Origin of the sequence: Paenibacillus dendritiformis (assembly GCF_015845845.1) — a bacterium.
Taxonomy (GTDB): Bacteria; Bacillota; Bacilli; order Paenibacillales; family Paenibacillaceae; genus Paenibacillus_B; species Paenibacillus_B dendritiformis_C.
In genome coordinates this window covers 38,550-59,524 of the sequence record NZ_LDIG01000126.1, presented here as the reverse complement: position 1 = coordinate 59,524, position 20,975 = coordinate 38,550, and the positions used below count along the sequence as shown (strand labels likewise).

At 56.5% G+C, this 20,975-nt stretch carries 22 protein-coding genes and 1 pseudogene; 13 read left to right on the top strand and 10 right to left on the bottom strand.

Features of this window, described 5'->3' with window-relative positions:
- The 3 genes from ABD76_RS11260 to ABD76_RS11255 all read left to right on the top strand — a co-directional run.
- On the top strand, nucleotides 1-193 hold a 193-nt coding region (locus ABD76_RS11260), incomplete at its 5' end, for a transposase (protein ID WP_197253431.1).
- A gap of 257 nt (nucleotides 194-450) precedes the next feature.
- Nucleotides 451-822 carry a hypothetical protein gene (locus tag ABD76_RS29490; RefSeq protein WP_242069517.1) on the top strand — a complete coding sequence of 124 codons (372 nt, stop codon included), beginning with the start codon at nucleotides 451-453 and terminating at the stop codon, nucleotides 820-822.
- A 154-nt stretch (nucleotides 823-976) separates the two neighbouring features.
- Nucleotides 977-1,753, top strand: coding sequence for a S41 family peptidase (locus ABD76_RS11255; protein WP_242069520.1), 777 nt, complete (start codon nucleotides 977-979; stop codon nucleotides 1,751-1,753).
- Here the strand turns inward: ABD76_RS11255 and ABD76_RS11250 are convergent.
- A pseudogene (locus tag ABD76_RS11250) lies at nucleotides 1,717-2,252 on the bottom strand (N-acetyltransferase family protein). The gene ABD76_RS11255 and the pseudogene ABD76_RS11250 overlap by 37 nt on opposite strands.
- Nucleotides 2,253-2,740: 488 nt before the next feature.
- Entirely contained in the window at nucleotides 2,741-3,256 is a 516-nt protein-coding gene (locus tag ABD76_RS11245; protein WP_197256914.1) for a hypothetical protein, read from the bottom strand.
- Between the two features lie 163 nt (nucleotides 3,257-3,419).
- Here ABD76_RS11245 and ABD76_RS11240 point away from each other — a divergent pair, with 163 nt between their 5' ends.
- The 5 genes from ABD76_RS11240 (at nucleotide 3,420) to ABD76_RS11220 (ending at nucleotide 9,911) form a co-directional block, all read left to right on the top strand.
- On the top strand, nucleotides 3,420-3,947 hold the full coding sequence (locus ABD76_RS11240) for a GNAT family N-acetyltransferase (RefSeq protein WP_197256912.1): 528 nt from the start codon (nucleotides 3,420-3,422) through the stop codon (nucleotides 3,945-3,947).
- 28 nt (nucleotides 3,948-3,975) lie between these two features.
- A complete protein-coding gene (locus ABD76_RS11235) occupies nucleotides 3,976-4,815 on the top strand; it encodes a protein kinase family protein (protein WP_197256920.1) in 840 nt (279 codons plus the stop codon).
- A 419-nt stretch (nucleotides 4,816-5,234) separates the two neighbouring features.
- A complete protein-coding gene (locus tag ABD76_RS11230; protein ID WP_197256909.1) occupies nucleotides 5,235-6,647 on the top strand; it encodes an alpha-L-fucosidase in 1,413 nt (470 codons plus the stop codon).
- Between the two features lie 337 nt (nucleotides 6,648-6,984).
- A complete protein-coding gene (locus ABD76_RS11225) occupies nucleotides 6,985-9,234 on the top strand; it encodes a heavy metal translocating P-type ATPase (RefSeq protein WP_420901939.1) in 2,250 nt (749 codons plus the stop codon).
- Nucleotides 9,231-9,911: an urease accessory protein UreH domain-containing protein gene (locus ABD76_RS11220; RefSeq protein ID WP_197256905.1), complete on the top strand. Its 681-nt coding sequence runs from the start codon at nucleotides 9,231-9,233 to the stop codon at nucleotides 9,909-9,911. Before ABD76_RS11225 ends, ABD76_RS11220 begins: the two co-directional genes overlap by 4 nt.
- Nucleotides 9,912-9,978: 67 nt before the next feature.
- Here ABD76_RS11220 and ABD76_RS11215 read toward each other — a convergent pair whose 3' ends face one another.
- The 4 genes from ABD76_RS11215 to pdaA all read right to left on the bottom strand — a co-directional run bounded on the left by ABD76_RS11215 (nucleotide 9,979) and on the right by pdaA (nucleotide 12,981).
- The gene (locus ABD76_RS11215) at nucleotides 9,979-10,404 is read right to left on the bottom strand and encodes a FixH family protein (RefSeq protein ID WP_197256903.1); all 426 of its coding nucleotides are present in this window, start codon (nucleotides 10,402-10,404) and stop codon (nucleotides 9,979-9,981) included.
- Between the two features lie 186 nt (nucleotides 10,405-10,590).
- Nucleotides 10,591-10,899 (bottom strand): antibiotic biosynthesis monooxygenase, encoded by a 309-nt coding sequence (locus ABD76_RS11210; RefSeq protein ID WP_197256901.1) that lies wholly within the window; start codon nucleotides 10,897-10,899, stop codon nucleotides 10,591-10,593.
- 59 nt (nucleotides 10,900-10,958) lie between these two features.
- Nucleotides 10,959-11,960, bottom strand: coding sequence for a Gfo/Idh/MocA family protein (locus tag ABD76_RS11205; protein WP_197256900.1), 1,002 nt, complete (start codon nucleotides 11,958-11,960; stop codon nucleotides 10,959-10,961).
- A 211-nt stretch (nucleotides 11,961-12,171) separates the two neighbouring features.
- Nucleotides 12,172-12,981 carry a delta-lactam-biosynthetic de-N-acetylase gene (gene pdaA, locus ABD76_RS11200; protein ID WP_197256898.1) on the bottom strand — a complete coding sequence of 270 codons (810 nt, stop codon included), beginning with the start codon at nucleotides 12,979-12,981 and terminating at the stop codon, nucleotides 12,172-12,174.
- Nucleotides 12,982-13,343: 362 nt separating this feature from the next.
- On the opposite strand from pdaA, the gene ABD76_RS11195 reads away from it, so the two are divergent.
- Nucleotides 13,344-13,838, top strand: a complete 495-nt coding sequence (locus ABD76_RS11195) for a hypothetical protein (RefSeq protein WP_197256896.1) — start codon at nucleotides 13,344-13,346, stop codon at nucleotides 13,836-13,838.
- A 72-nt stretch (nucleotides 13,839-13,910) separates the two neighbouring features.
- Here the strand turns inward: ABD76_RS11195 and ABD76_RS11190 are convergent, their stop codons facing one another.
- On the bottom strand, nucleotides 13,911-14,453 hold the full coding sequence (locus ABD76_RS11190) for a DUF1697 domain-containing protein (RefSeq protein WP_197256894.1): 543 nt from the start codon (nucleotides 14,451-14,453) through the stop codon (nucleotides 13,911-13,913).
- Between the two features lie 39 nt (nucleotides 14,454-14,492).
- A complete protein-coding gene (locus ABD76_RS11185) occupies nucleotides 14,493-15,590 on the bottom strand; it encodes an AI-2E family transporter (RefSeq protein ID WP_197256892.1) in 1,098 nt (365 codons plus the stop codon).
- A 393-nt stretch (nucleotides 15,591-15,983) separates the two neighbouring features.
- On the opposite strand from ABD76_RS11185, the gene rpiA reads away from it, so the two are divergent.
- Nucleotides 15,984-16,679, top strand: coding sequence for a ribose-5-phosphate isomerase RpiA (gene rpiA, locus ABD76_RS11180; protein WP_197256918.1), 696 nt, complete (start codon nucleotides 15,984-15,986; stop codon nucleotides 16,677-16,679).
- On the top strand, nucleotides 16,676-16,948 hold the full coding sequence (locus ABD76_RS11175) for a hypothetical protein (RefSeq protein WP_197256891.1): 273 nt from the start codon (nucleotides 16,676-16,678) through the stop codon (nucleotides 16,946-16,948). Before rpiA ends, ABD76_RS11175 begins: the two co-directional genes overlap by 4 nt.
- A 70-nt stretch (nucleotides 16,949-17,018) precedes the next feature.
- Here ABD76_RS11175 and ABD76_RS11170 read toward each other — a convergent pair whose 3' ends face one another.
- Nucleotides 17,019-17,870, bottom strand: coding sequence for a helix-turn-helix transcriptional regulator (locus ABD76_RS11170; RefSeq protein WP_197256890.1), 852 nt, complete (start codon nucleotides 17,868-17,870; stop codon nucleotides 17,019-17,021).
- 137 nt (nucleotides 17,871-18,007) lie between these two features.
- On the opposite strand from ABD76_RS11170, the gene ABD76_RS11165 reads away from it, so the two are divergent.
- Together ABD76_RS11165 and arcC are read left to right on the top strand one after the other, a co-directional pair.
- Nucleotides 18,008-18,370, top strand: a complete 363-nt coding sequence (locus ABD76_RS11165) for an oxamate carbamoyltransferase subunit AllH family protein (protein WP_197256889.1) — start codon at nucleotides 18,008-18,010, stop codon at nucleotides 18,368-18,370.
- Complete coding sequence (gene arcC / locus ABD76_RS11160; protein WP_197256888.1) at nucleotides 18,367-19,314, top strand: carbamate kinase; 948 nt, start codon at nucleotides 18,367-18,369, stop codon at nucleotides 19,312-19,314. The genes ABD76_RS11165 and arcC overlap by 4 nt, the downstream gene beginning before the upstream one ends.
- 106 nt (nucleotides 19,315-19,420) lie before the next feature.
- Here the strand turns inward: arcC and pruA are convergent, their stop codons facing one another.
- Nucleotides 19,421-20,968, bottom strand: coding sequence for an L-glutamate gamma-semialdehyde dehydrogenase (gene pruA / locus ABD76_RS11155; RefSeq protein ID WP_197256887.1), 1,548 nt, complete (start codon nucleotides 20,966-20,968; stop codon nucleotides 19,421-19,423).
- Between the last annotated feature and the right edge of the window lie 7 nt (nucleotides 20,969-20,975).

The window sequence follows — 20,975 nt, the reverse complement described above, 5'->3', positions numbered from 1 at the left end:
GCAGCACGAAGAAGGGATCCTTCGGTGGTTCCATAGTAAGATGACGAACGGCTTGTTGGAAGGCATTAATGGTCTGGTTCAAGCAGCTAAACGTCGGGCCAGAGGCTACAGGAACGTAGAAAACTTGATTGCGATGGTGTATATGACAGCCAATAAGCTTCGTTTGCCGTTGCTCGCGGCGCGCCGAGCATAATATCCCTTTCCGCCTTCTTACCCTGCTTCAGATGTAGAAACAGCGGTCAAGCGAACTCCTTGACGGCTGTTTCTACATCTGAAAATCTCTTAAAGGCGGAAGGGGTTATGAAACTAATATTCAACACTGTACCCACCCAGTAGAGCGAAGAGCCTTTTTTAGTAATAATTATTTTTCATTTATCAATAAACCCTTCCCAAAAAAACAGAAACCCGTACCGGGATATAGATCACCCAATCCAGCTAACCAAAGAACAAATGAAAAATGATCTAGGCTATCTGCAAAAAGTAATAACGGAGGTTCATCCAAAAACCTATGAAGGTGTTCCTCCAGAAATACAACAGGCGCTGCAGAAAGCGGATCGCGAAATAGAACAGATAGACAATGTGCTACAGTTTTACTTTCTAACGCAACAAGTGATGAATGCGCTTCAAGATGGGCATACAACGATGCAGATCCCTGATGGTCCAAGGATGGATAACTTGCCGTTTTCTTATGCGTGGCTGGAAGATGGCATCTATGTTACATCGAGTTCAGGCTGGTTGCATAGGGGGGACAAAGTCATCGAATTCGGTGGAAAAAATGAACAAGAGTTACTCACGATGTTCCGTGCCTTTTTTTTCAGTTGACAATGTATACTCTCTTAAGTCAAGAGTCAATTTGAATAGTATATTCACTTTGCTTCTCTATCTTCAATATTTCGGCTTGATAGAGGGAAACCAAGTTCAACTCGTCGTGGAGCGGGGGAATGAGATCATAGAGGGGAAGCTGCAATTGAAAAAAATGCTGAAATTTGCAAGCCCTTATCTGACCAGGGATCGATTGGATTATACTATTTCCAAAGAAGATGATCTGGCGGTTTTATATATCGATAGCTTCGCTGTGTTAGACGACACAACGAAGTCTGTGATTCGGGACTTTTTCATCGATGTCAAAAGGGAACAAGTGAATCATGTGGCCATTGACTTGCGTTTCAACCCTGGCGGGACAACGTTAGTGGAAAATTACATAATGTCATTTTTGAATGTAGACTCCTACCGTGATTTTAAGACAGTAAATCGGTATTCTACGTTTACTAGCCAATATACATACGATTTCCCTTTTGGCACAGAGGAGATGCAGAGTCTGGATTCCCGAATGATTACCATACCAAGTCATGAGTACAGCTTCCACGGCAAGATCTATGTCATCACATCCTTTCGAACATACAGTGCAGCAACAAATTTTGCGGTTAACATTTACGACAATAACTTGGGGCTTATTGTTGGCGAGCCTTCCGGGAGCAAGCCCAGTTCCTATGGCAGCATTATTTTATTAGAACTTCTCGAATCAAAACTACGCTTGTCGATTTCCTATAAGTGGATTGAACGGCCATATACGACGATAAAAAACCGTTATGAAGATGCGTTGCAGCCGGATCTCTACGTTCCGACCACATTCGAAGATCTAGAGCAGGGACGCGATCCGCAACTGGAGATGATAAAAAAGCTGATTCGAGAGGAACGGTCAAGGTTCCCCTCCGATCACTCCCTGCATCTTCCCATCACTATGGTGTTATAGTATTTACCGTCAGACAGAATCTTGTCGTTTTTTAATATCCCTTCGATCTCAAAGCCCAGCTTCTTATAAAGGGCGATAGCTTTCTCATTGGTTTCTAACACATTCAACGTGATTTTGGTAATGCCATTGGAGTCGGCCCAAGTGTTAGCAGATTTTTACCGATGCCATATCCCCAGAACTCTTTTTGCACGCATACGCCGAATTCTGCTTTGTGATAGAATCTTTTTAATTGGCTTCCCTCGCATCGCGAAAACCCGACGATCCGATCCTGGGCGACCGCGACTAAAAATAAGTTTCTTTCTTTTTCGGAATCGGCTCTTATCAATTGTTCAAAACCGGACACATCAATGAACGCTTCTCCGGGTTCTCTGTCTAAAAACTCGGTCTCTCCGTCAATTTGCACCCGCAAGGCGGATAACACCCCCGCATCGGTAGCGGTGGCCGATCGAATCGTATAGGCGACTCCATCCGCTTCAAAATCTTGTTTGGGAACGATCATGAATATATTTCACTCCTAAGATTGGGGAGGGGATGAACAAACTGTCTTTCCCCGTTTTTAATGAACATATTTTCCAAATATAATAATCATAGTCTATCATAGGCTTGTACAGATTTTTATCCTTTCATGTTGAAAGGATAGCAAAAGAAACATTTAGCGCGTAATTTGTACTCTCTGAGTGGACATGCGACGGAATTGTCCATACAAATGTGGACATGAGGGGGATATTGAACGGATAAGCTCAAATGTCCATATATAGGTTCACTAGCTCTCCTTGGCACCATATATGGGGTGGTGGAGAGAGAATGAAGGATAACTCTTTCTCGGAACAGTGTCCACTATTTGACAGACATTTATCTCATTATTCCATGAGTGGTGGATGATTCATAAAAAAACCGATTGATATTTTTATATGAATCAATCGGCAATAAAGAAATTTTTTATTTTGGGGAACACTCTGCAGCAAACAGAAATTTATCTGCTTCGGGTTACGAGTTTCCGCTTTCTGCTTGACGCGCCTGTCTTGCATGTAATTTTTTCATTGCAAATCTTGCTATTGGCTGTGCAATCAACAGCTCAATCCAAAATGCGACACCAAAGTTTCTAGGCCAGACGTGGAAAAAGTGTTGAAACGGTTCGAGGGTTATTTTTTTCGTACCGACCCAAGCTCCTATAATGGTAAGAAGAATAGATAAGACCGTAACATTCAATAAAGTAGTCCATAAAACTCTGGCATTAAATCCATCTGTCTGTCCCACGAATTTTGGCATCACTTTACCGACTAACGGTCCTGCGACCAGCTTTACCAGTAAAACAACGATAATCCACATAAACGGAATCATCTTTAGCGTATCAAGATACACCTCTATACTGAAGCCGCGCTCCAACCCCATTATGATCGGCGGGATAGTGTTTACGGAAATGATTGAAATAATCAATAAAAATAGTATGCCCTCTTTTGCGTTTCTAGGCAGTCTTGTTTCTACGCGTAAATTGTCAGCCATCTCTATCATCACCCTTTCTTGATAACACCATGTTATTATAGCGATCCTGAAAACTCCTACATAAGTGAACATTTTGTGAACACTGAACATATTTCTATATGGTTAATTTTTGCTCAATCTTACCAGAGCTTCAATATTGTTATCATACGAAGGAGGAGAAACCATGTTCATCCGAAAAGCGGAAGCGAAGGATGCTCAGGCCTTTATTGATTTTTGCGCCCGATTGGATCAGGAGACGAAGTTCATGCTCTATGAACCCGGGGAGCGCAGTCTAACCCCGGAAGATCAAGCCCGGCGGTTCGCGAGCTTGCACGAATCCAAAGATTCGATTATGCTGTTGGCCGTCACCGATCAGGGAGACAGCATCGCCGGGTTTGCGGCGGGCATCGGCTCCAGCCTGAAGCGGTCCCGACATGCGGTGTCTGTCGTCATTGGCATACTGCAGCATTATACGGGCCAAGGCTTGGGCAGACGGCTGCTGGAAGAAGTTGAGAATTGGGCCGCGGCGACAGGCAAGCATCGGCTCCAACTGACGGTCATGACGCATAATGAACGGGCCATCCATTTATACACGAAGCGGGGCTTTCGGATCGAAGGCACATTAAGCCACTCTTTGCGGGTGGACGATCAATTCGTGGATGAATATATGATGGCCAAGCTGATACATACCGGGGAGGATTCCAGTGACTGAACAAGGACAACAAGCAACGACGGTTCGAATGGATGACGTTTCTTTTCATGTGAAGCAGGAGCATGATTTTTCCTGGCTGCGGGAGTTGGGCCGCGTATTTTGCGTATTCGACCAGCAGGATTCGGGCAATCTGTCCTTCGGTGTCGAACGGGATGGAATCCGGAGCTTCGTGAAGTATGCCGGGGCGCGCCCCGTTCGCTATGCTGGAGAGCCGCGGGATGCGATTGCCCGGCTGGAGCAGGCGATGCCGCTGTATGAACAATTGCGGCATCCGCATCTGATTGCGATGCGGGAGCATTTTCGCGCGGGAGACGGGTATGCGGCCGTATTCGATTGGGTGGAGGGGGAGAGTCTCCATCCGCATGAATCCTTCCCGCCGCCCGCCAAATATACCCACCCGGAATCTCCCTTCTACCGGTTCCGGCAGCTCCCGATCGAGCGCAGGCTGGCAGCGATGGAGGCGGTGTTGGCGTTCCATGCCCACGTAGAGGCTTGCGGGTATGTCGCAATCGATTTTTATGACGGCAGCTTGCTCTACGATTTTCAGCGCCATGCGATAACGATCTGCGATATCGATATGTACGCTCGGAAGCCGTACACGAACATGATGGGCAGGATGTGGGGCTCCTCGCGCTTTATGTCGCCGGAGGAGTTCGAGCTCGGAGCGGCGATTGATGATCGGACGAATGTATTCAATATGGGGGCGATGGCCTTCGCGCTGCTGGGCGGGGGGATCGACCGTTCTTATCCGCGGTGGGAAGCAGGGCAAGTTCGTTATGAGGCGGCCTGCCGCGCCGTTGCTCCGATTCGTGTCGACCGCTATGCTTCCGTTGCCGAATTCCATGCGGCATGGCGGCAGGCCGATTGAGAGGGACAGCAGAGGGATCAGAGCGGATCCTTCTGCTGAAGCTTGGCACTTCGTTCCCGATTCACGGCCAAGCGACGATGCGGCCCTCGCCATTCCACAGCAGCTTGAGGAAGCCTTCCGTCTCTCCCCTCAGGATCGCCTTGTCATCTATATATTTCCTCTCATTCCTGCAGAGTCAACAGACGCCGGCCTGATTTTTGCAATGGTTCAGAGCCCCGTTCAATATGTTGATTATGAACGTCAAATGCGGACAGGATCACATCGGGATCCGCGCCGCATAAGGGCGGAACGGCTCGGCATACGAAAATGGTCAAGCGCTGCGAATTTGACCAATTGAACTTTGTAAGCGTTTGTAATATATATGAGAGGCAGATAGGGCAATCCAAAAAGCAGAGATCATAGGCGGGAGGTCAAGACAAATGAGTGAACAGGCTGGACAGCCGCAAGATACCTTAAATGAAGAACACGAAGAGCAAGTCGTGCAGCAGGGCGTGCACAATTTCAGCGCGGAAGAAGAGTGGGTGAAGCCGACCGATCCGCTGCTGCTGGAGCGTCTGGAGTGGTTCAAGGACCAGAAGCTCGGCTTCATGATGCACTGGGGGCCATACTCCCAACTGGGGATCGTGGAATCATGGGCGCTCAGCGACGCCGATGCGGACTGGTCGCGCGACGGCATCGACTGGGATGTGGACAGCGAAGAGCTGAAGCGCCAATATTTCGATTTGAACAAAACCTTCAACCCGATTCGGTTCCAGCCGGAGCTGTGGGCGGAGCTGGCTGCGGATAACGGATTCAAATATCTTCTTTTCACGACGAAGCATCATGACGGCTTCTGCATGTGGGACACCCATACGACGGACTACCGGATTACGGGATCGGACACCCCGTTCCACCGCCATCCGAAGGCGGATATTTGCAAGCATCTGTTCGAAGCGTTCCGGGAAAAGGGGATGGCCGTCGCGGCTTATTTCTCCAAGGCCGACTGGCATTCCCCGTATTATTGGGCGCCGGGAATGGAGCGCGGGACGTCGACATCGCGGGGGCCTTCCTACGATCCGAGGGAATATCCGTGGCTGTGGGAGCAATTCGTGAAGTTCACCCACGAACAGATTATGGAGCTGCTGACCCGCTATGGCCGCATCGATGTGCTGTGGCTGGATGCAGGCTGGGTCTACGAAGGGGCGCGAGGGCAGGATATCCGCCTCGGCGAGGCGGTCGAACGCGCCCGTCAGCACCAGCCGTGGCTGTTGTCCGCGGATCGCACGATCGGGGGGCCTTATGAAAATATTATTACGCCGGAGCAGACGATTCCGTCCGGACCGATGACGGTGCCGTGGGAGAGCTGCATTACGCTCGGCACGTCGTTCTCGTTCCGCTATGAGGACAAGTACAAGACGGGGCGGCAGCTGGTGCACATCCTGCTGGAGGTCGTGGCCAAAGGGGGCAATCTGGCGCTGAACGTCGGACCGCAGCCGGACGGCCGGCTTCCGGAGGGAGCGATCCGCTCGATGAAGGAGCTTGGCGCCTGGCTGAAGGTGAACGGGGAAGCCGTATACGGCACGCGCATTTGCGCGCCGTATTTCACGGGCCGAACCGCATTCACCCGCAAAGGGGACACCGCGTACGGATTCTATTTGTATCCGAACGAGAACGCGCCGGTCGAGCCGGACGTATTCCTGCCGTATACTGGGCCGGTCTCGGCTGTCGAATTGATCGGCACGGACGGGGCGTTGGAATTTACCCGCACGGCGGAAGGCATTGTCATCCGGCTGCCGGACGGGGCAGCCGCCGGACCGGCGCCGATCGCGCATGCGTTCCGATTGCTTGCCTAAGAAATCGTTCAACCTCATACTGCACTCGCGGAAGCCGGTCAGCCAGACCGGCTTCTTTGGCATGCGTCCGTCCCAAGCTCCCTTCACGGCTCCTGGAACCGCTCCGCCGTTCTCTTTTCCGAGGGGTCCCCTGGCCGAGGGGCGGCCTTCCGTCAGACGGAAGTTCAGGGATAGCCCCATCGGGTCATCCTATTTTGGACGGGACGTGCATACGTTCTATTAATGAGACAATGGCTTGGGCCCGCCCCGGCACAGCAACTCGCAGCTCTCGCGGCTAAGGAGCGGAAGCGGCAGGGGGCAGGGCAAGCCGGAAATGTACTCTACATAGGGAATGGGGGTGAACTCGTTGGCGAATCGTTCCTCCGGCACATGGAAACGGCATACGCTGCATATTACGGGCATGAACTGCGCCGCCTGTGCGGTTCGAATCGAAAAGGCATTGCGGCGAATGGAGGGGACCGGCGGAGTGTCCGTCAACTTCGCGGTCGGACGGGCTTCGGTCGAGCTGGATCCGGCCCGGCTGGAGCTGCGGCAGGTCGAGGACAAAGTCGTCCAGCTTGGCTTCGGCATACGGAAGGAAACGGAGGCCGGCTCCTATCTGGGGACGGACGTGAAAGGGCTGTGGATCCGCTTCATCGCTTCGGCCGTGCTCACGCTGCCCCTGATCTGGACGATGTTCTCCCATTACCCGCTGACCTCATCGGTATGGGTGCCGGAGCTGTTCTTCCAGCCCTGGTTCCAACTGGCTCTGGCTACGCCGGTGCAGTTCATCGTCGGCATGCCGTTCTACTTCGGCGCTTTCCAAGCGCTGCGGAACCGGGGAGCGAACATGGATGTGCTGGTGGCGCTCGGCACCTCGTCGGCCTATTTCTACAGCCATTATTTGGCCATGAAGTCGATCCAGTCCCCCGCTGCAGCAGGACAGCATGTTCCGCTCTATTTCGAGACCGGCTCCATGATCATTACGGTCGTGCTGCTCGGCAAGCTGCTCGAAGGAATGGCCCGCCAACGCACGATGCACGCGATGCGCGGCCTTCAGGAGATGCAGGCCGATTATGTCCGCGTCATCCGGATGCAGCGGGAGACGCGCATTCCGATTGAGGAGCTGCGGATCGGCGATCGGGTCGTCATTCGCCCCGGCGAGCGGATTCCGGTGGACGGCGTCATCGTGCGCGGCCATTCGGCCGTCGACGAGTCGATGATCACCGGAGAGGGAATGCCGGCCGACAAGAGCGCTGGGGGCCAGGTGATGAGCGGGACGATGAACTTGAACGGGACCCTCGCCGTGGAAGCGCGGCGGATCGGTTCCGATTCCACGCTGGCGCGGTTGATCCGCTTGATGGAGGACGCCCAATATTCGAAGCCGCCGATTCAGCGTCTTGCGGACACGATCGCGAGCTACTTCGTCCCGGTCGTCGTCGCCATCGCCGGTCTCACGTTTGCCGCCTGGTATGCGCTGCTCCAGCCCGGCGACTTCGGTCATGCGCTCGGATGCGCGGTCTCGGTGCTCGTCATCGCCTGTCCGTGCGCCATCGGGCTCGCGACCCCGATTTCGATTCTGGTCGGTTCCGGGCGGGCGGCCCAGCGAGGAATTCTGTTCAAGGAGGGCCGCTTCATGGAACAGCTCCATCAGACGGACGTCGTGCTGCTGGACAAGACAGGCACATTGACCGCGGGGAGGCCGGAGCTGACCGATGTCATTCCGCTGGGCGGACATTCGGCGCGGAGTCTGCTTCGCTGGGCGGCCGCTGCCGAGCAGCCCTCGGAGCACCCGATCTCGCGCGCGATCTTGGCGGCGGCCGAACGGCAGCGGCTGATCGTGCCCGAGGCCAAACGCTTCGCCAATATTCCCGGCTGCGGCATTTGGGCGGAGGCGGAAGGGAAGCGCCTCTTCCTCGGCGCGTATGCCAGGCTGAAGCCGCAGGGGATTCGGGCCGAGGGCGCGGATGCGGGCGTCATCGCGGAGCTGGAGCGGGAAGGGAAGACGGTCATCGGCATAGCGGTCGATAACCGTCTCGCCGGCTTGCTCGCCATCCGCGATTCACTGCGCCCGACCTCGGCCGAGGCGGTGCGGCATATGAAGCGGCTTGGCCTGGAGGTGATGATGGTGACCGGCGATCAGCGCATGACGGCCGAAGCGATTGCGAGGGAGGCCGGAATCGAGCCTGTAGCCGCCGGAGTCCTGCCGCAGGAGAAGGTCGAATGGGTGAAGCGGCTGCAGCGGGATGGGCGGAAGGTGACGATGGTGGGAGACGGCATCAATGACGCTCCCGCATTGGCTGCGGCCGACATCGGCATCGCGATGGGACAGGGGAGCGACATTGCCGGAGAAGCCGCGGACATCCATCTGCTGCGCGGCGATCTGCGCGGCATCCCGGAGGCGATGCACATCAGCCGCCGGACGATGGCCAATATTCGCCAAAATCTGTCCTTCGCCCTCATCTACAACGTCATCGCCATACCCTTTGCGGTTATGGGCTGGCTCGAGCCGTGGATGGCCGGAACGGCGATGGCGCTCAGCTCGGTCTCCGTCGTCGGCAACGCCCTGCGTCTGCAGCGCTCGGGCCGCAGGGGGGCGGTCTCGTGAGCGGAGAGAGCCTCTGGCTGGTTGCCGTTACCGGCCTGCTGAGCGCTCCGCACTGCATCGGCATGTGCGGCGGCATCGTGATGAACTTCGCCTTGAATGCGAAGGGCCCGGCCTTGGCGGCGGTGCTGGCTTATAACGCGGGGCGGGTGTTGACCTATACGGCCATGGGAGCCGCGATGGGGGCCGCCGGCAGCTTCCTCGAATTGACGGGGAGCTGGGCGGGGCTGCAAGGCTTGGCCAGCTTGTTGGGCGGCCTTCTCATCCTGCTGTGGGCCTTCCGCCGCGTGGCTCTGCCCTTGGAGCGATTGAGCCCGGCCCGGATTCCGCTCGTCCGCGGCTGGATGGAGCGGCTGCGGGGAAGCGGGGATCTCCGGGCCGTGCTGGCGAGCGGGCTGCTGTTCGGCTTCATCCCCTGCGGCTTGACCTACGCGATGCAGATCAATGCGGCGGCCAGCGGCAGCGCCCTCGGAGGCGGGATGATTATGGCCGCATTTGGCCTCGCGACGTTCCCGTCCCTGCTGGCCGTCGGCTTGTTCGCGTCCGCGATCAAGCGCTCCATTCGCGTCCGGCTCGTAAAGGCCGGGCAACTCGTGGCCGCCGTCATCGGCATGCTGTGCATTCTGCGCGGACTGTCCGCGAACGGCTGGATTCCATCTCTCCATCCGTGGCTGTGGTAAGCGGACGCAGGCCGGGGGTTCCGCAGCCGGGCGGCCAATGGCCAAGCCGCCGCGGCAATAGCTCAGCCTAGCGCGCCGCCTCGAACCGATGCACGGCCGTGAACGTCCCGTCATCCAGCTCGAACGACGCCTCGGCCTGCCAGGTTCCCGGCATAAGCGGAACCGCTTCGCCCGCATAGATGCCCGGCTCTGTCTGCTCCAGCTTCACCTGGTACGTGCCGCAGAGCATAGCGGGCATGGCGAGTTCAACCGCGATCCGGGCATCGCGGACAGGGGAGCCATCCGCCGTCTGCAGCTTAATCCGCAGCTCATTGCGCTGCAGGACCGCGGCGGGGTTCGCCCCCAGCTCGAGCTGCGCCTGGACCGTCCCCAGCTCCGCGCGGGTGACCGGCTCGAACCCGGCCGCGCTTTTCCAGGCGTAGCCGACGGCGGTCAGCAGCAGCGACGCGAGCAATGCCGAAGCATAGAGGGCATATCTCTTCTTGACGGACATCGGTCCACCTCCTCGCTGAGATGCGCTACTTATGTGTACCCGGCAGCGGCCCCATTTATGCCGATGACGTCTCCGGGGGAACGTCGGGACAGCGGAAACAGAACAGGGCAGGCTCCTGGAAGCGCGCTGCCCTGTCTAACCCGCAGTCTATCACTTGAAGTCTATATCGCGTCAGGCATATTGCTGTCAAGCCTTATGACTGACGACCATCTCATACTTATTCAACGAAGCGCCCAGCATATACTCCTTCACTTCGCCGCCGCCGCGGTGAGATTCGCGGAAGGCGTCGCTGGACGTCCAGCCGCGGAATGCCTCTTCATTCTCCCATACCGTGCACACCTTCAATTCTTCTTCGCCTTCCTTGCCTTCGCCGAGCCATACTTCCAGACGGATGAACCCGGGCATCTGCTGCACGCCCTTCGCTTCCGCGAACCGTGCGGCGACCTGCTTGCCGTGACCTGCCTTAATGCGAATCGTATTTGTAACGACCAACATGCGTCTCGCCTCCTTGTGCGTGAATGAGATTGTTATGAAATCGATGATCCGATTGCGAATCAGGCCTGAAGCTCGTCCAGACGGATCGGCCGGCTATGCCGGACCGACAGATTGGCCGCTTCCATCAACCGCGTCAGTTCAAGTGCCATATGTATATTGGCATCGGCGGTCGTCCCTTGCCGGATATGGTTCAACCATTGATGGAAGGCGCTTGGCCGGTTGGCTGGAATGTCGCGTTCCGCCCAGCCGCTGGCGCCCTGCGCTTCCAAGCGGCTGCTGCGCACGAGCAGCCGGCTCTCCGGCGTGCCGTACAGCAGCGTTCCGTCGGTGCCCTGCAGCTCGATCGTGAACGGGGAGCAGCTGTTCACGAAGCCCGCTTCCACGAGCCCGAGGGCGCCGTTATCATACTGGAGGACGGCGACGGCATTATCTTCGACGTCCTTCCCGGTGACATAGCCGTAGTGGGCGCTGACCCGATCCGGCTCGCCCAGGAACAGCCGCGTCAGATACATCGGATGGCAGCCCAGATCAATCAGCGCTCCGCCCTGACATTGCCCGGCATCGAAAAAATGCTCCGGCAGCCAGCCGGCAAGCGCTCCGTTATGGGACAGGCGGACTCGAACGAGCGTCAGCTTCCCGAGCAGCCCCTCCGCCAGCACCTGCTGAATCGCCTCGGTGTAGCCGTCATTGAGCCGCGGGAGCGAGACGGTCAGGACGATGCCGGCCTTCTTCGCCGCGTCCACGATTTCATTCGCTTCATGGAGCGTCGCCGCCACGACCTTTTCCGTGAAAATATGCTTGCCTGCCGCGGCCGCCTTCACCATCACCTCGCGGTGCATATTGGTCGGCGCATCCACGATGACGGCGTCGATGCCGTCCTGCTTCAGCAGTTCATCCAGCGATTCGTAGAACGGGACGCCGCGCGCCTCCGCTTCCTTCCGGCCCCGTTCGGGAATCTCGTCCCATACGGCCGCGATCTCCGTATCCGGATGCTCCTCGGCCTGGCGGGCATAATCGTTGGCATGCACGTGCCAGAAGCTGACCATCGCTACTCTAATCATCGTCACCATTCCTTCCCTGTCGTAAGGATAAGAGCAATCTAGAACTACACCCTTACCTTATCAAATATTGGACAAGGTCGCCAATCCTCAATTCGGGCGGCGGAAGGATAAGGCGGGCCGGGGTTGCCAGCTTCGGACAAGGCTTCCCGCAAAGAAAAAGCCGATGCCTGCCCGCGAAAACGGCAGTGCATCGGCCTTCGTTGGTCCGTTTCTATGTTCCCGGCTTTGGCTGCGGGCCTGGATCCGGGGCCGGCTGGCGCTGGAGCCGATCCAGCGGGAGGAATTCGTATCCCTGCTGTCTGGCCGCATCGATGATCGAACCAAGCGCCTCCGCATTGTCCTTCGAGATCGCGTGCAGCAGAATGACCGCTCCCGGGTGAAGCTGGCTCGTTACCTTGTCATAGGCGTGGCGCGCCCCCTTCTGGGCATTTACATTCCAGTCCATGTAAGCAAGCGACCAGAAGACATTCGTGTAGCCCATCTCGCGGGTCACCTTGAGCGTGCGGTCGCTGAAAATGCCGCGTGGAGGACGCAAGTATGCCATTTCCTTTTGCCCGGTAACACGGGTAACTTCAGACTTTACTTTATCCAGTTCCTCCCGGATTTGTTCGTTGGACACCGTCGTCATATCCGGGTGGCTCCAGGAGTGGTTCCCGATAACATGCCCTTCATTGACCATGCGCTTCAGCAGTTCAGGCTGGCTCTTCACATAGTGTCCGGTTACGAAGAAAACGGCCGGCACTTTCTTTTCTTTCAGCGTATCGAGGATACGCGGGGTATACCCGTTCTCATAGCCGTTGTCGAAGGTGAGATACAGCACTTTTTTGCTCGTATCCCCAAGGAAGATGGCGCCGTGCTTATCGACAATATCCTTGAACCCTTCCTCGTTAATGGACGGCAGTTGGCCGTTCACGCTTCTCTTGAATCCAAAATGAAAGGCAGGCCCGTCTGCGGCAGCCGGCAAGGCGTGAATCTGAACCAGCAGGGCGAGGGCGAGCCCGATACGGATGAGTCGCTTCATGTTTCCTACAGCTCCTTGTCATGTCATAACCATGTCTTGATGACGATCGTATAGAGAAAATTATCCCTCATTCTGCAAATATTATCCGGGTTCCGGCATCCCGCGGCCTGTCTCGGCGAATGGCCGGAACGCCAGCGCCAGCCGTGTTCGTTCGTCAGCAGAGGAGCGCAATCAGAGGAGTAGTTTTTAATACCTATAATTGGAACTATATAAATAATCTTAAAGTAATGATCAAATATTCCGATATAGTAAAGAAAGATTGTTACATCTTTGAATTTATGGGCCTTTATAACTATTTTTCAGCCGTGCTTTCTAGAAAATGCTTGGCCCGGCGATCTTGAAAATTGAAGGAGGATTTTTATATGCTGTGTAGCCGTACCGTTCATTTGCCTTCATTTATGCTGGTAGGGGAATATTGCGAGTCGCTGGAAGAGATGCGGCGCGTATGCCGTACTTTGCCCTTCCTGCCCGGTTCCGGTCTGCTTCCGCCGGAAGCGCGCAGGTACAGCATCGGCCTTGGGATGAACGGCCACTATTTTGCAGGCCTTCCCTATGCGCGATCGCTGTTTTGCCCGGAACAAGCGAAGCAGCTCGCGCTCCATTCATTCCAAGGAGGTCTTTACCGGGTATCCCGGTTCGAAGCGGACGCTCCGGATACGGGGGAAAAGCCGAAGGAGGGGCTGGCCTTGCCGAACATCGTCCTTCCGAACGGCCGGGATGTCGTCTACGAGTTCCGGCGCATCGGCAATACGTATGCCGAATCGAGGCTGTACATACCGGTGGGCCGCTTGTCTGCGGAAGCGAGCCCGCCGATCCGTTTCAGAAGCCGGTGTCCGGGCAGGTTCACGGTGGCCTGACAGACGAATCCCCTGACGGTTCAAGCCGCCAGGGGATTTTTCATAACCGTTTGCGGAGATGTACAGAGCGTGTCACTCGGCCATTGCCTGTGCCATGGCCGCTAGCTTCTTGACCGTATTCCAGTTGCGCGTCGTTGACGGAACATCCAGCTTGTTAACCTGGTTAGCCAGCTTGGAGTTCCGTATGCTCTGATCGAACCAGAGATAGATCTCCCGCCCGTGAAGGGAGAACTTGTCCGGTTCGCTTTCTCCGCCGGGGAGGCGGCCGAGCCGCTCTTCCGCCGGAGCCTCGGTCATGAAGGCCGCGTACAGGCTCACCTTGTCGGGCGAAGCGTCTTCCGGATAAGGGCAATCCGCGATCAGCCGCTCCAGCTCCGGAGCCGTCCGCAGGATCACCGTGACCGGCATATCGAGGGCCGCCAGGAAGCCTCGCTCAAGGCGCCGGCGCAGCGGGGCTTCCTCCTCGCCGGAGACGAACAGGACATTGCCGCTTTGGATATAGGTCTGCACTTGCTGCAGCCCCATTTTTACAAAGATCTCTCTTAAGTCGGCCATTTTGATCCGCTTATGGCCGCTGACGTTAATGCCTCTCAGCAGAGCGATATAGATCGCCATTGGCATCGCCTCTTTTCTCTTGGATAACATGATACCCGATCAGAGCTTGTCTGGCCGGGACTTGTGTTCCTGCCTCGACTCCTCCGCCTGATCCGGATCGCCCTTCGCCTTCGGCTGCTTGGAGAACACGTTGACCTCCAGCAGATCCAGCAGGAACATGAAGATCGGAATGCCGAGAATCAGCCCCCATACGCCCATGAAATGCTCGGACACGATAAGGATGGCAAAAGTATAGAATATCGGCAGATGCACCTTCGAGGACATCAGCTTCGGATTCAAAATATACGATTCAATGGCATGGATGACAATAATCATGATGATGACCATAACCACCTTGCTCAGTCCGCCGACGCTGAAGGCGATCGCGCAGAGCGGAATCAGCGAGATGATCACGCCCATAACCGGGATCAGGCCGAGCAGGAATATCATAATCGCCAGTCCGAACAATTGCGGGAAGCCCATCATCCAGAGGGCCAGCGTGGACAACATGCTATTGACGAGCGCAATCAGGAATTGCGCTTCAATCACTTTGCCGAAGGAGTAGAGGAATTTTCTGCCGAAGTACTCCAATTCGTTATAGAACGGGCCGACCTTGCTTTCTCTGAATTTATTGGTGAACTCATGCACCCGCTTCTTGTCCAGATTGAAGAACAAGCTCAACACAAGCGCGATAACCAGATGGGTCCCCCATTGGCTGATATCCGTAATCGACTTGACGAGGAAGCCGAAGCCCTGATTCAGGTAGCTGGCCAAATCAATCTTCTGCAGCGACTCCATAATGTAGTCCATGATGGCATTGTCGTAGACATCCGCTTCCTTGTAGAACCGGATAATAATTTGAACCAACTGGTTGATCTGGGTGATGACCTTGGGCAAAAAGTTATAGGTTCCCGCCCCCAAAATGGATAACAGCGCCGCATAGAGAAGAATGACGGTGACGCGGAAATCGATGTTGACATATTTCCGGAGCCGCGAATAAAGAAAGGTATGAAGCCTGTCGATCAGGAAGGTTAAAATAAAGGTGAGCAAAATAAGATTGAGAATGCTTCTCACCGAAAATAGCAGGACGATAAGAAAGAGAAGAGTCACAATCCTTCTCACGCCCGGTCCCTTGAAAAAATCTTTCAACATTTGCATCCAATGTATGGCTCCTTTAATGTAAGCTATGAAAATGTCTGCTCTACCACTATCCTATTCAAGAATATGATACCTCATACTTCAAAGCAAGCTTCTTGAAAGAGTATCTCCCCAGAGAGCCCGTTTTCTTGGCGGGAAGACGGACGGAACGAATAGAACCGCTTGATTGATGGATAAAATAGGAGGAAATGGATGAGGCGGATGATGCTCCGTTTTCTCTGAAGTAAAAAAGCAGGCTATTCTTCATCCTTCGCTCCTCGTCTGTCTAATAGGGCGGCCGTGGAATGGCATTCAAGGATGGATTCGTTCTATAATGGAGAGAGCAAAATCTGCAACGGGCTGTGCCGGCCGCATGCGCGGCTTGGGCCCGGCGGACAGGAAGGGGCGGAAGCCATGGAAGCGAAGCGAGCCGCCGCCGAAGCGGCGGTAAAGTTCATCCGGGAGGGGATGACCGTCGGGCTCGGCACCGGCAGCACGGCCTATTGGGCGATTCGGGCGATCGGCGACCGGATCGCGGAAGGACTGCGCATCCAAGCGGTGGCCACCTCGGAGGCGACGGACCGGTTGGCGCGGGAATGCGGGATTCCGCTGCTGGAAAAGCTGACCGAGCTTGACATCACCATTGACGGAGCGGACGAGGTCGATGGCCGGTTGAATGCGATCAAGGGAGGCGGCGGCGCGCTGCTGCGCGAGAAGCTGGTCGCGGCCGCCAGCCGCGAGCTCATTCTTATCGTGGACGACAGCAAATGCGTCGACAGGCTCGGCGGCTTCCCGCTTCCGGTCGAGGTCGTCCCGTTCGGAGCGGAGCTGACGATGCGCCAGATCGGCCGGCTCGGCTGCCGTCCCGTTCTTCGCGAGAAGGAGGGGCGCCCGTTCGTCACGGACAACGGCAACTACATCGCGGATTGCGCATTCGGGCGCATCGAACAGCCGGAGGAGCTGCAGCATCGGTTGAAGCGGATTACCGGCGTCGTGGATCACGGGCTGTTCATTGGCATGGCGGACAAGCTGATCATTGGGCATGGCAGCGGCGCAGTCAGTGTGCGGGAGCGCCAAGAGAACGATACGACAAAGGGGAGAGAGACATGAACGTAACGATTGTGCGGGCAGATATGAAGAAGGAGGCGGACGGATCCTACCTGGGGCATGTGGCGTTCCGGCCGGAAGGGTTCCAATCCGCCTATGAGGTGACCTTGTTCAGCAAGAAGGGCAAGGAATGGGATTACAGTCTGAGCTTCGCCGGCGATTCCGGCAGCGAGGAAGAGATTTTGACGTTGGACGACAGGCTGGAGGAAGATGACGAACTGTTCGAGGAGCTGCTGGAAGCGGCATGGCGGACGCTGCCGGAAGAAGCATAGCGCCTTCGGCGCTTCGTTAAGCGAGCGCCGGGCCCTTGGCATCCGCATACATCGGATCCCCGTAAGGCCCTCATTCCCGGGTACGGTACTGCTGGGGGGAGAGGCCCGTCCATTTTTTGAACAAGCGGGAAAAATAATAGGCATCCTCATACCGGAGCAAGGCGGCGATATGCTTGACCGGGGCATCGCTCCCGCGCAGCAGCCGTTTTGCTTCTTCTATTTTCAGCCGATGCACCCAGTCATGCAGGGTATAGCCGGTATATTTTTTGACTTTGCGGCGAAGCGTGGGCACGGACATCTTCGCCATGCCAGCCAGCCTTACATCCTCAATCGGCTCGTACACCGCATCGTCGAGCAGCGCCAGCAGCTCGGCCTGCAATTGATGTTCCTTCCCGTGAGCCTGCCGCGGCTCCAACCGGCTTCCCCGATCGAATACGAGCAATTCGAACAGCAGTCCGGCCCGATCCAGCAAATATTCCGAGCCGGCCTCCAGCAGCGCGCGCAGTTGAGCATGCCGGGCCGGCCACAGCATCGGCTCCGGGCTGCCGAATGCATCTGCCCCGTCCGCGTAAAAACGATACAGTTCCTCTGCCCGCGAGCCATCGAAGCAGAAGTAAGACAATACCCATCCTGCGGCAGCGTCAGGAAGCAGCGCGAATTTCACCTGCGGCTTGACGATGAACCATGTCCCCGTCGGCAGCGCGATCATGCCTTGCTGCTCCGTATGCCAGCTTCCGGCTCCGCGCTCTACCGCCCCATAGACCCAGCAATCGCATATCAATTCGCTGCATCGGGCTACCGACGTGCGAGTCTGGCCGCCTTCCCGCAGCCGCAGGCGTTCCGCGGCGCTTCCCCTGCGCGCGAGCGGAGCGGCAGCACGAATCCGCGCCTCCTTGACCATATAATCCAGGAAGTTGATCATCCGTGTCATTTCACCTCGGCTCAGACCTGCCTATAATTTGTTGTATCCGCTTACAAGAAGAGGCGAACAACCTGTCTTGAACCCGGAAGGGGGGTGCCTTGAACTGCCGTACGATATTGACGCAAGGGGTGATTCTCATGTCTCTGAACGCGAACTCCGCTTTCCGTCGCCAAGGTCCGGCCTCCCGAAGCAAATGGAGCCGTAGAGACACAACAGGATATTTAATATCTGCTGTCATTCTGTCCACGCTGGCTGAGCGTTTGGCACGGCATCCGGATCTGACGACCGATGTTAGCCGCGAGTATCTTCATTACGCTGTGAGCGGACAATTCGGAAGCCGCATTTTGGAGGTGCTGAATGCGCTTTGCAGCCGGATGCCAACCGATGTGTCCAGAGCCGTGTGGTCGCTGACCGGCACGGGCCGCACGTCGGGGATCGATACCGCTCTGGGCATATACTGCACGATTGCCAAACTAGAAAAGGAGGTAGCGCCTGGATGAAGACCGTGCTGATTGCGCTCGGCGGCAACGCGATTTTGCAAGCCAATCAAACCGCGACTTACGAGACCCAATTGCAAAATATCCGGACGTGCTGCACCATTATTGCAAATATCGTACACAAAGGTTATCGCGTTATACTTGCTCACGGCAACGGTCCGCAAGTGGGGCATATTTTGCTGCAGAACGAATTGGCCAAGGATTCCGTCCCTATGCTGCCGCTGCATGTATGCAGCGCCGAGAGCCAGGGATTTATCGGCTATATGATGCAGCAATCGTTACTGAACGAATTAACGAGGCAGGGGATCGAGCGGCAGGTCGTATGCCTTGTGACATCCGTGGAGGTGTCCCCCGACGACGATGCCTTCGGGCAGCCTAGTAAGCCTATCGGTTCGTTCTACAATAAGGAGGAAGCCGAACGGCTCGCGGCGGAGAAAGGATGGAGCGTGAAGGAGGATTCCGACCGCGGCTGGCGCCGTGTCGTTCCCTCTCCTGCTCCGCGCCGCATTATCGGCAGTCAGGTCATGCGGCAATTGCTCGATGCGAACCACATCGTTATCGCGGCGGGCGGGGGAGGCATTCCGGTTGTACGGGCCGCGGACGGGACGCTGGAAGGCGTGGATGCGGTAATCGATAAGGATCGCACCGGAAGCCTGCTCGCCAAGGAGATCGGAGCGGATACGTTCATTATGCTAACCGATGTGGAGCAGGTGTACATTAACTTCGGCAAACCGGAACAGCAAGCTCTTGGCGCGGTTTCTACCGGGGACGCGACCCGCTATTTGTCCGCGGGACAATTCGGCAAAGGCAGCATGGAACCGAAAATGAAGGCCGCCGTCGATTTTGCCGAAAGCGGGGGGACGGCCATTATCGCGTCGCTTCGCAATGCCGATCTCGCCCTGGAAGGCAAGGCGGGAACCCGGATCAGCAGGGGAGCCGACGGATAACGGCCGCCCGTATGGTCTACTTCCATTGACTATCCGCCAACTGACTTTCCGCCAGCGATGACAAAGCAACAGCTTTTCCGCTTCTGCGGAAAAGCCGTTGTTTATTTTACCATTTCTCCGATACGAGCTTCGCTTGAGTGAACAAGAGCAAATAATCGCGTCCGCCCGCCTTGGAGTCGGTGCCCGACATGTTGAAGCCGCCGAACGGGTGCACCCCGACGAGCGCGCCGGTGCATTTGCGGTTGAAGTACAGATTGCCGCAGTGCATATGGCGGCGGGCATACTCCAGATGCTCGCGGTTCCGGCTGAACACCGATCCGGTCAGCCCGTATTCCGTGTTGTTGAAAATATCGATCGCCTGCTTGAAATTTTCCGCCTTGCAGACGGCAAGCACCGGGCCGAAAATTTCCTCAAGCATGATGCGCGCTTCCGGCATGACATCCGCGAACACGGTCGGCTGCAAGTAATAGCCGTCGCCTTCGGCGATATCTCCTCCGGCCACGAGACGCCCTTCCGACGCGCCGATCGCCATGTACTCGCGGATTTTGTTGTAGGCGTTCTCATCGATGACCGGACCGATCGGATAATTCTCTTCCGGCAGGCCGACCGTCAGCTGCTTCGTCTTTTCAATGATATGGCCGAGCACTTCCTCATAGATGTCCTGATGAATGATGGCGCGGGAGCCGGCGGAGCATTTCTGCCCCTGGAAGCCGAAGGCGGACGCGACAATCGCCTCTGCCGCTTCGGCCGGATCGGCGCTGTTGTCCACCACGATGCCGTCCTTGCCGCCCATCTCGGCGATAAGGCGCTTAATCCAGATCTGCCCCTTTGCCGGGCGCGCGATCCGTTCGTTAATTCGGAGTCCGACATCGCGGGAGCCCGTGAACGATACGAAGCGGGTGCGCGGATGATCGACGAGCAGGTCGCCAATCTCGCTGCCCGAGCCTGGAACGAAGTTCAGCACGCCGGCCGGCAGTCCGGCCTCTTCCATCAGCTCGACGAAGCGCGCGGCGATCACCGGCGAAGTCGATGCCGGCTTGAGCACGACCGTGTTCCCGGCGACGAGGGCGGCGCAGGTCATGCCGGCCATGATGGCGAACGGGAAGTTCCACGGCGGGATGACGACGCCCACGCCGAGCGGGATATACGTCAGCCGGTTGTCCTCGCCCGGCAGCGGAGTCAGCGGCTGCGGTCCCGCGAGCCGGATCATTTCCCGGCCATAGAATTCAAGGAAATCGATCGCCTCGGCGACATCGGCATCCGCTTCGGCCCAGTTCTTCCCGACTTCATAGATGAGCCAGGCGGAGAACTCGAACTTGCGCCGGCGGATGATGGTCGCCGCCTTGAACAGGTAGCCCGCCCGGACTTCGGGATCGACATGCTGCCAATCCAGAAATGCGGCATCCGCAGCGACGATCGCTTGATGGGCCAAGTTGGCGTCGGCCTGGGCGACATACCCGACGACCTGCTTCAGCTGCCCGGGATTAATGGAAGCGGAGCGTCTGTCGGTCATGATCTCCTGACCGTTAATCTTGAGCGGGTAGGTGCGCCCCAATTGGGCACGGACGCGCTCCAGCGCGGCGAGCATCGCTTGGCGGTTATGCTCCTGCTTGAAATCGGTAAACGGCTCGTTGCGGTATTCCACCATCGTCATAATAACG